Here is a 9,447-nt window from a genome sequence, read left to right as displayed (position 1 = left end):
GCCTTGCGTCGCGAAAGGGCCGCAAAGCGGCCCCGGAGGTCTCAGCACCACCGCTGAGGTCCGAGGGCTGCTTTGCAGCCCTTTCGCGACGCAAGGCCGCTCCCACAAGGGGCACACCCACATTGGCCGCCAGGCTGAGAAGCTCAGCCGGCGCGGCACAACGCCAGGCAGTTATCCAGCATGCGGTTGGAGAACCCCCACTCGTTGTCATACCAGGCCAGCACCTTGAGCATGCGCCCGTTGGCCCGGGTATGGTTGGCATCGAAGATCGACGACAGCGGGTTGTGGTTGAAATCGCAGGAAACCAGCGGCAAGGCGTTGTAGCCCAATACCCTGGAATGCTTGCTGGCCTCGAGGAACAGCTGGTTGACCTGTTCGGCCGTGGCCTCGCGCTTGAGATTGACCGTGAGGTCCACCAGCGACACGTTGATCACCGGCACCCGTACCGCCATGCCGGTCAGCTTGCCGGCCAGCTCCGGCAATACCAGGCCCACGGCCTCGGCAGCGCCGGTCTTGCTCGGGATCATCGACTGGGTCGCCGAGCGCGCACGGTACGGGTCGCCGTGGTACACATCGGTCAGCACCTGATCGTTGGTATAGGCATGGATGGTGGTCATCAGGCCCTGTTCGATGCCGAACTCGCGGTGCAGCACCTGGGCAATCGGTGCCAGGCAGTTGGTAGTGCAGGAGGCATTGGAGATGATCTGGTGCGAGGCCCGCAGGATGTCATGGTTGACCCCGTACACCACGGTGGCATCGGCGCCTTTGGCCGGTGCCGAGACAATCACCTTGCCAGCTCCCGCAGCCAGGTGTGCGGCGGCCTTGGCGCGCTCGGTGAACAGCCCGGTGCATTCGAACACCACGTCGATCGCCTCGGCCTTCCAGGGCAGTTCGGCCGGGTTGCGGATGGCACTGACCGCGATACGGTCACCATTGACCGTGAGGCTTTCGTGGTCGGCCTCGACACTGGCGTCGAAGGTGCCGTGCACGCTGTCGTACTTGAGCAGGTGGGCATTCATGGCGCTGTCGCCCAGGTCGTTGATGGCGACGACCTGCAGGTCCTGGCGGTAGCCTTGGGTATACAGTGCGCGCAGGACGTTGCGCCCGATGCGGCCGAATCCATTGATGGCGATGCGTAGGGTCATGGCAGTACCTCTGGCAGTCCGAGTGAAACCTGTGGCACAAAGGAGCTTCACTGAAACGGTTTTGTTGTTGGAATTACAAGATTATTCACCTGCCGATAGAAAACAAGCCTTTTTAGTGGCAGTATTTTGTTTAAACATACAACGAGTGGTTGGGCGACGTGCCTCCACCGATGCAGCGGGCTCCTCTACCTTGAGCCTAGGCCGCAATCGTTTGGAGGGGAAATGCCCGGTAAACCGCCCTTACAATTAGCCTGGAGTCCAGTACATGCATCCGCGCATCCTTGAGGTCACCCAGCGGCTGGTCGAACGTAGCCGTGCCACCCGCGAACGCTACCTGCAACTGATTCGCGGCGCGGCCAGTGACGGCCCCATGCGTGCCAGCCTGCAGTGCGCCAACTTCGCCCATGGCGTGGCCGGTTGCGGCAGCGACGACAAGCAGACCCTGCGCCTGATGAACGCGGCCAACGTGGCCATCGTCTCGGCCTACAACGACATGCTTTCGGCGCACCAGCCGTATCAGCACTTCCCCGAGCAGATCAAGCAGGCCTTGCGTGAAGTCGGCTCGGTCGGCCAGTTCGCCGGTGGCGTGCCAGCCATGTGCGATGGCGTGACTCAGGGCGAGCCGGGCATGGAGCTGGCCATCGCCAGCCGCGAAGTGATCGCCATGTCCACTGCCGTGGCCCTGTCGCACAACATGTTCGACGCCGCGCTGATGCTGGGCATCTGCGACAAGATCGTCCCCGGCCTGATGATGGGGGCGCTGCGCTTCGGCCACCTGCCGACCATCTTCGTTCCGGGCGGGCCGATGGTCTCCGGCATTTCCAACAAGCAGAAGGCCGATGTGCGCCAGCGCTACGCCGAAGGCAAGGCCAGCCGCGAAGAGCTGCTGGAGTCGGAGATGAAGTCCTACCACAGTCCTGGCACCTGCACCTTCTACGGCACTGCCAATACCAACCAGTTGGTGATGGAGGTGATGGGCCTGCACCTGCCGGGCGCCTCGTTCGTCAACCCGTACACACCGCTGCGCGACGCGCTCACCGCCGAGGCCGCGCAGCAGGTCACGCGCATGACCAAGGCCAGCGGCAGCTTCATGCCGCTGGGTGAAATCGTTGACGAGAAGGCGTTGGTCAACTCCATCGTCGCCCTGCATGCCACCGGCGGCTCGACCAACCATACCCTGCACATCCCGGCGATTGCCCAGGCTGCGGGTATCCAGCTGACCTGGCAGGACATGGCCGACCTGTCCGAGGTGGTGCCGACCCTGTCCCACGTCTACCCCAACGGCAAGGCCGACATCAACCACTTCCAGGCCGCTGGCGGCATGGCCTTCCTGATCCGCGAGCTGCTCGATGCCGGGCTGCTGCACGAAGATGTCAACACCGTGGCCGGCCATGGCCTGCGCCGCTACACCCAGGAGCCGTTCCTCGACAACGGCAAGCTGGTGTGGCGCGAAGGGCCGCAGCACAGCCTGGACGAAAGCATCCTGCGCCCGGTGGCGCGGCCGTTCTCGGCCGAAGGCGGCCTGCGGGTGATGGAGGGCAACCTCGGCCGCGGCGTGATGAAGGTGTCCGCTGTTGCCCCCGAGCACCAGGTGGTCGAGGCCCCGGCGCGGGTGTTCCACGACCAGCAGTCGCTGGCCGATGCGTTCAAGGCCGGCGAGCTGGAGCGTGACTTCGTCGCCGTGGTGCGCTTCCAGGGCCCGCGCTGCAACGGCATGCCGGAGCTGCACAAGCTCACACCGTTCCTCGGTGTGCTGCAGGACCGTGGCTTCAAGGTGGCGCTGGTCACCGACGGTCGCATGTCCGGTGCCTCGGGCAAGATCCCGGCGGCCATTCACGTTTGCCCCGAGGCTTATGACGGCGGCCCGCTGGCACGGGTGCGCGATGGTGATATGGTGCGGGTCGATGGTGTCGAAGGCACGCTGCGGGTAATGGTGTCGGCTGAAGAATTGGCCAGCCGCGACCTGCCGCCAGCGCCACAGGGCAACGACCTGGGCTGCGGGCGCGAGCTGTTCGGCTTCATGCGCATGGCGTTCAGCCCGGCAGAGCAGGGCGCCAGTGCGTTCACCTCGGCCCTGGAGAACCTCAAATGAAGGACCTGCTGGTTGGCGACATCGGCGGCACCAATGCCCGTTTTGCGTTGTGGCGTGACAACCAGCTGCATGAAGTGAAGGTCTTTGCCACCGAGGACTACACCAGCCCGGAACAGGCCATCGAGGCTTACCTCGAAGGCTTGGGCATTCCCCGCGGCGGCGTGACTGCTGCCTGCCTGGCGGTGGCCGGGCCGGTCGATGGCGATGAGTTCCGCTTCACCAACAACCACTGGCGCCTCAGCCGCGTGGCCTTCTGCCAGACATTGCAGGTCGAGCGGCTGCTGCTGATCAACGATTTTACCGCCATGGCGCTGGGCATGACCCGCCTGCGCCCCGGCGAGTTCCGCGAAGTGTGCCCAGGCCAGGCGGACCTGTCTCGGCCGGCATTGGTCATTGGCCCGGGTACCGGGCTGGGCGTTGGCGCGCTATTGCGCCTGGGCGAACAGCACTGGCATGCCTTGCCGGGAGAGGGCGGGCACGTCGACCTGCCGGTGGGCAATGCCCGCGAAGCGGCGATTCACCAACAGATTCACGGGCAGATCGGCCATGTCAGCGCCGAGACCGTGCTCAGTGGCGGTGGCCTGCTGCGCCTGTACCAGGCAATCTGCTCGCTGGACGGCGACACACCCCGACACAAGACCCCGGCACAGATCACCGATGCCGCGCTCAGCGGCGAGCCGCGGGCGCTGGCGGTGATCGAGCAGTTCTGCCGGTTCCTCGGCCGAGTCGCTGGTAACAATGTTCTGACGCTGGGCGCACGGGGTGGGGTCTATATTGTCGGCGGCGTGATCCCGCGCTTTGCCGAGCTGTTCCTGCGCAGCGGGTTTGCCGAGAGTTTTTCCGACAAGGGCTGCATGAGTGGCTATTTCGCTGGCGTGCCGGTTTGGCTGGTGACGGCGGAGTTTTCCGGGTTGCTGGGGGCCGGGGTGGCCTTGCAGCAGGCGCTGGATCACTGACTGGGGCTGCTTTGCAGCCCTTCGCGGGCAAGCCCGCGAAGGGCCGCAAAGCGGCCCCAATAAGAAACAGGCAACAAAGACCTGTAACTAACAAAAGGAAGGACCACCTTGAGCACTGCCGGCAAATCGATCCTGATGGTCGACGACGACCAGGAAATCCGCGAACTGCTGCAAACCTACCTGAGCCGCTCCGGCTTCCAGGTGCATGCCGAAGCCGACGGCAAGGGCTTTCGCCGCGCGCTGGAAACCACCCCCTGCGACCTGGTCATCCTCGATGTCATGCTGCCCGACGAAGACGGCTTCAGCTTGTGCCGCTGGGTACGCCAGCACCCGCGACAGGCACGGGTACCGATCATCATGCTCACCGCCAGCTCCGACGAAACCGACCGGGTCATCGGCCTGGAGCTGGGCGCCGACGACTACCTGGGCAAGCCATTCAGCCCCCGCGAACTGCAAGCGCGGATCAAGGCTCTGCTGCGCCGCGCCGAGTTCGGCCAGGCGGCACCGGGCAGTGCGGTGCTGGCCTTCGACGACTGGCGCCTGGACACGGTCAGCCACCGCCTGTTCCATCGCGACGGTGAGGAAGTGATTCTCTCCGGCGCCGACTTCGCCCTGCTCAAGCTGTTCCTCGACCACCCACAGCAGATCCTCGACCGCGACACCATCGGCAACGCCACCCGTGGTCGCGAGCCGATGCCACTGGACCGCATCGTCGACATGGCGGTCAGCCGCCTGCGCCAGCGCCTGCGCGATACCGACAGACCACCCAGGCTGATCCGCACCGTACGCGGCAGCGGTTACCTGTTGGCTGCCCATGTCTGCAATGCGCCCTGAGCGGCGCTGGCGTCTGCTGCCGCGTTCGCTACTGGGGCGCATGCTGCTGCTGACCCTGCTGGTAGTGCTGCTGGCCCAGGGGTTGTCGAGCATCATCTGGGTTGCCCAATTGCGCGCCAGCCAGTTGCAGGGCCTGCGTGCCAGCGCCAGCAGCCTGGCTCATTCGATGAGTGCCAGTGTCAGCTACTTCCGCTCGTTGCCGGTGGCGTACCGGCCGATGGTCCTCGACCAGCTGCGCAGCATGGGTGGCACGCGCTTTTTCGTGTCCCTCAACGCCAAGCCGCTGGACATGCCGCTACTGCCCGTTACCCCACGCAAGCAGGCGGTGATCGATGTGTTCCAGCAAGTGCTGCATGAGCGCCTGGGTTCGCAGATGGAAATTTCCGTGGAGTTCGTCGGGCCGGACGACCTGCGTATCTTCAACAGCGGCCTGAAGCTCGACGAACTGCCACGCTCCTGGGCGCATTACTCGCTGACCCTGGAGCCACTCAACCCGCCGGTGCTGGTCACCCAGATCCGCCTGGGCGAGGGTGAGTGGCTGTACATCGCCTCGCTGCTGCCCGAGCCCTACACCAGCCTGGAGGCCGAGCGCCTGCCGCGTCAGCAGATCGGCTTCATCGTGTTGACCACGGCCTTGCTGCTGTTGTTCATCGGCTTGCTGGTGCACTGGCAAAGCTGGCCGCTCAAGCGCCTGGCGCGGGCTGCGCGGGAGATGTCGCTGGGCGCCGATGTAGCGCCGGTGGCCGAAGGCGGTGGCAGCGAGGTGGTCGAGGTGGGGCGTGCGTTCAACAGCATGCGCGAGCGCATCAGCCGCTACCTGACCGAGCGCAGCCAGCTGTTCAGTGCCATTTCCCACGACCTGCGCACGCCGATCACCCGCTTGCGCCTGCGCGTCGAGCTGCTGGAGGACGAGCGCCTGCAGGCCAAGTTCAGCCAGGATCTGGACGAGCTGGAACTGCTGGTCAAAGGCGCGTTGCAGTGCGTGAAGGACACCGACATCCACGAGAACATCGAGCCGGTCGACCTCAACCAGGTGCTGGAAATCCTGGCCGAGCCTTACCTGGGCGATGGCCGCATAACGCTCGAAGGCCGGGCGCTGGCGCCGTACCCGGGCAAGCCGCTGGCGTTGCGGCGCTGCATCGGCAACCTGATCGACAATGCCATCAAGTACGGCGAGCGGGCACGGTTGCGCATCATCGACAATGCCGAGGGGTTTGTCCTGCAGGTGGATGACCAGGGGCCGGGGGTGCCGCAGCAGCAACTGGAGCAGGTGTTCGAGCCGCACTTCCGTCTGGCCGGGCAGCAGCAGGGGTACGGGCTGGGGTTGGGGATTGCGCGCAACATTGCCCATAGCCATGGCGGGGAGGTGAGTTTGCTGAACCTGCGTGAGGGCGGGTTGCGGGTGACCTTGTACCTGCCGCGGGGCATGGACTGAAGGGTTGTATTGCCTCTACTGGCCCCTTCGCGGGTAAACCCGCTCCCACAAAGACCTCACAGGTCCATACAGACTCCGAGGCTGACGCAAAAACCTGTAGGAGCGGGTTTACCCGCGAAGAGGCAGGCACAGGCAACACAAATGTCACTGACTGGTGACAAATCCACCCTCCTTGGTGACATTCCCATCCAGGCCCGCTCACTAGAATTCGCAGACGACTGGCAAGGATCAAGCTGGCCCATGAGCACCTCCAACCTGGCTTCCACCCGCTGGCTCGACGCCCCGGCCCACAACGCCTGGCGCATGGCAGAAGGGCAACGCCTGCTGGCCTTCGCCACGGCTTCGAAACTGCCCGATGGCTTCGGTAGCCTCGACGCCGCAGGCCTGCTTGCCTCCGGTGCCCGCGCCGAAACCCTGATCACCGCCCGCATGACCCACTGTTTTGCCCTGGCCCACCTGCAGGGGGTGCCCGGCTACCTGGCCTATGCCGAACACGGCGTGGCCGCACTGCGTGGCGCGCTGCAGGATGCCACCTACGGCGGCTGGTTCGCCCACCCCGGTGGCCATGACGACAGCGGCAAGGCGGCTTACCTGCATGCCTTTGTCGCCCTGGCCGCCAGCTCGGCGGTGATGGCAGGCGCTGGTGGTGCACCAGCCCTGCTGGCAGATGCGGTGCAGGTGCTCGAAGCGCATTTCTGGAGCGAAGAGGAGGGTGCCCTGCGGGAAGCCTTCTCCCGCGCCTGGCAGTTGCCCGAGCAGTACCGTGGCGCCAACAGCAACATGCATGCGGTCGAGGCCTTCCTGGCCCTGGCAGACGTAACTGGCGACAACCTGTGGCTGCAACGTGCCTTGCGCATCGCCGAACGCATCATCCATACCCATGCCGCCGCCAACGGCTACCGGGTAATCGAGCATTTCGACGCCCTCTGGCAGCCGCTGCCGCACTACAACCAGGCGCACCCGGCAGACCACTTCCGGCCTTATGGCTCCACGCCCGGGCATGCCCTGGAGTGGGCGCGGTTGCTGCTGCACCTGGAGGCCAGCCTGGAACGGTCCGGCTTGCAAGCCCCGCAGTGGCTGCCAGACTGCGCCCGCGCATTATTCGACACAGCCTGCCGGCAGGCCTGGAGCGTCGATGGCACGCCTGGTTTCGTCTACACCCTGGACTGGGCCGATCGCCCGGTGGTGCGCGCACGCCTGCACTGGGTGCATGCCGAAGCCTGCGCCGCCGCAGCAGCACTGTTGCAGCGCACGGGCGACAGGCACTACGAACAGTGGTACCGCCGTTGCTGGGACTTCATCGCCAACCATTTCATCGACCATGGCGCCGGCAGCTGGCACCACGAGCTCGATGCACACAACCAGCCCGCTGCGACCATCTGGCCAGGCAAACCCGACCTCTACCATGCCTACCAGGCGCTGCTGCTGCCGGGCTTGCCACTGGCACCCAGCCTGGCCAGCAGCCTGGCCGTCAATGTAACCAAACGATGACATTCGCGCATCGCTTCGTTACCTGGCGAGGCGAGCACGCTGTTTAGACTTCATGCAACGCAAGCGATCGACTTGCACGGCATAACAACAAGAAAGGTGCTTCGATGAATTCCACGCTCCGTCTCGCTGCCGCAATCTCACTGGCCTCCTTGTTCCCGCTGAGTGCCTTGGCTGCCGATGCCAAAGGCAGTGTCGAGGTCGTGCACTGGTGGACCTCCGGTGGTGAAAAAGCGGCGGTCGATGTGCTCAAGGCCCAGGTTGAAAAGGATGGCTTCACCTGGAAGGACGGCGCCGTCGCCGGTGGTGGTGGTGCCACCGCCATGACCGTGCTCAAGAGCCGCGCCGTGGCCGGCAACCCGCCGGGTGTCGCGCAGATCAAGGGCCCGGACATCCAGGACTGGGCTGCCACCGGCCTGCTCGACGCCGATGTGCTCAAGGATGTGGCCAAGGAAGAAAAGTGGGACTCACTGCTCGACAAGAAAGTCGCGGACACCGTCAAGTACGACGGTGACTATGTCGCCGTGCCGGTGAACATCCACCGAATCAACTGGCTGTGGATCAATCCCGAGGTCTTCAAGAAGGCCGGGATCGACAAGGCGCCAGCCACCCTCGACGAATTCTACGCCGCCGCCGACAAGCTCAAGGCCGCCGGCTTCATCCCGCTCGCCCATGGCGGCCAGCCGTGGCAGGACAGCACCGTGTTCGAAAGCGTGGTGCTGGCGGTCATGGGGGCCGATGGCTACAAGAAGGCCCTGGTCGACCTCGACAGCACGGCCTTGACCGGCCCGCAGATGGTCAAGGCGCTGACCGAACTGAAAAAGGTCGCCACCTACATGGACCCGGATGGCAAAGGCCAGGACTGGAACCTGGAAGCGGCCAAGGTCATCAACGGCAAGGCCGGCATGCAGATCATGGGCGACTGGGCCAAGAGCGAATGGACCCTGGCGAAGAAAACCGCTGGCAAGGACTACCAGTGCGTGCCGTTCCCCGGCACCGAAAAGGCCTTCCTGTACAACATCGACTCGCTGGTGGTGTTCAAGCAGAACGACGCCGGCACGTCTGCCGGCCAGCAGGACATTGCCCGCAAGGTGCTGGGTGAGGACTTCCAGAAGGTCTTCAGCAGCAACAAGGGCTCGATCCCGGTGCGCAACGACATGCTGGCCGACATGGGCAAGTATGGTTTCGACGCCTGCGCGCAGACCTCTGCCAAGGACTTCCTGGCCGATGCCAAAAATGGCGGCCTGCAGCCGAGCATGGCGCACAACATGGCCACCACGCTGGCCGTGCAGGGCGCGTTCTTCGATGTGGTGACCAACTACATCAACGACCCCAAGGCCGACCCGGCCGATGCGGCGAAGAAGCTGGCGGCGGCGATCAAGGCTGCCCAGTAAAGCTGACGCGATTCCGTTGTAGGAGCGGCCTTGTGTCGCGATGGGCTGCGCAGCAGCCCCATAACCTGCGCACTCGATCTTTAAGGTAGGTAATCGACCTTGA

General features: G+C 64.8%; 7 protein-coding genes. 6 read left to right on the top strand and 1 reads right to left on the bottom strand.

Features of this window, described 5'->3' with window-relative positions:
- Nucleotides 1-143: 143 nt before the first annotated feature.
- Nucleotides 144-1,145 carry a type I glyceraldehyde-3-phosphate dehydrogenase gene (gap, locus tag ACLCGK_RS04315; RefSeq protein ID WP_003257961.1) on the bottom strand — a complete coding sequence of 334 codons (1,002 nt, stop codon included), beginning with the start codon at nucleotides 1,143-1,145 and terminating at the stop codon, nucleotides 144-146.
- Between the two features lie 265 nt (nucleotides 1,146-1,410).
- Between gap and edd the strand changes: the two genes are divergently transcribed.
- The 6 genes from edd (at nucleotide 1,411) to ACLCGK_RS04285 (ending at nucleotide 9,344) form a co-directional block, all read left to right on the top strand.
- Complete coding sequence (edd, locus tag ACLCGK_RS04310; RefSeq protein ID WP_015269093.1) at nucleotides 1,411-3,237, top strand: phosphogluconate dehydratase; 1,827 nt, start codon at nucleotides 1,411-1,413, stop codon at nucleotides 3,235-3,237.
- Entirely contained in the window at nucleotides 3,234-4,193 is a 960-nt protein-coding gene (locus ACLCGK_RS04305) for a glucokinase (protein WP_410951361.1), read from the top strand. Before edd ends, ACLCGK_RS04305 begins: the two co-directional genes overlap by 4 nt.
- Nucleotides 4,194-4,301: 108 nt before the next feature.
- Nucleotides 4,302-5,027, top strand: a complete 726-nt coding sequence (gene gltR, locus ACLCGK_RS04300; RefSeq protein WP_410951360.1) for a two-component system response regulator GltR — start codon at nucleotides 4,302-4,304, stop codon at nucleotides 5,025-5,027.
- Complete coding sequence (locus ACLCGK_RS04295; protein ID WP_043935373.1) at nucleotides 5,008-6,462, top strand: ATP-binding protein; 1,455 nt, start codon at nucleotides 5,008-5,010, stop codon at nucleotides 6,460-6,462. The genes gltR and ACLCGK_RS04295 overlap by 20 nt, the downstream gene beginning before the upstream one ends.
- A gap of 240 nt (nucleotides 6,463-6,702) precedes the next feature.
- Nucleotides 6,703-7,953 carry an AGE family epimerase/isomerase gene (locus ACLCGK_RS04290; RefSeq protein WP_410951359.1) on the top strand — a complete coding sequence of 417 codons (1,251 nt, stop codon included), beginning with the start codon at nucleotides 6,703-6,705 and terminating at the stop codon, nucleotides 7,951-7,953.
- A gap of 104 nt (nucleotides 7,954-8,057) precedes the next feature.
- Entirely contained in the window at nucleotides 8,058-9,344 is a 1,287-nt protein-coding gene (locus ACLCGK_RS04285; protein WP_039612764.1) for an ABC transporter substrate-binding protein, read from the top strand.
- Nucleotides 9,345-9,447: the final 103 nt, after the last annotated feature.

The sequence above is a fragment of the Pseudomonas sp. S1(2024) genome, assembly GCF_046557535.1.
Note: the sequence above shows the minus strand (reverse complement) of the source record. Positions and strands in the feature narration are given on the sequence as shown.

What these genes read in the sequence shown, in the direction of transcription:
- gap (WP_003257961.1), bottom strand. Translation starts at nt 1,145, where the DNA reads ATGACCCTACGCATCGCCATCAATGGATTCGGCCGCATCGGGCGCAAC.
- edd (WP_015269093.1), top strand. Translation starts at nt 1,411, where the DNA reads ATGCATCCGCGCATCCTTGAGGTCACCCAGCGGCTGGTCGAACGTAGC.
- ACLCGK_RS04305 (WP_410951361.1), top strand. Translation starts at nt 3,234, where the DNA reads ATGAAGGACCTGCTGGTTGGCGACATCGGCGGCACCAATGCCCGTTTT.
- ACLCGK_RS04295 (WP_043935373.1), top strand. Translation starts at nt 5,008, where the DNA reads ATGTCTGCAATGCGCCCTGAGCGGCGCTGGCGTCTGCTGCCGCGTTCG.
- ACLCGK_RS04290 (WP_410951359.1), top strand. Translation starts at nt 6,703, where the DNA reads ATGAGCACCTCCAACCTGGCTTCCACCCGCTGGCTCGACGCCCCGGCC.
- ACLCGK_RS04285 (WP_039612764.1), top strand. Translation starts at nt 8,058, where the DNA reads ATGAATTCCACGCTCCGTCTCGCTGCCGCAATCTCACTGGCCTCCTTG.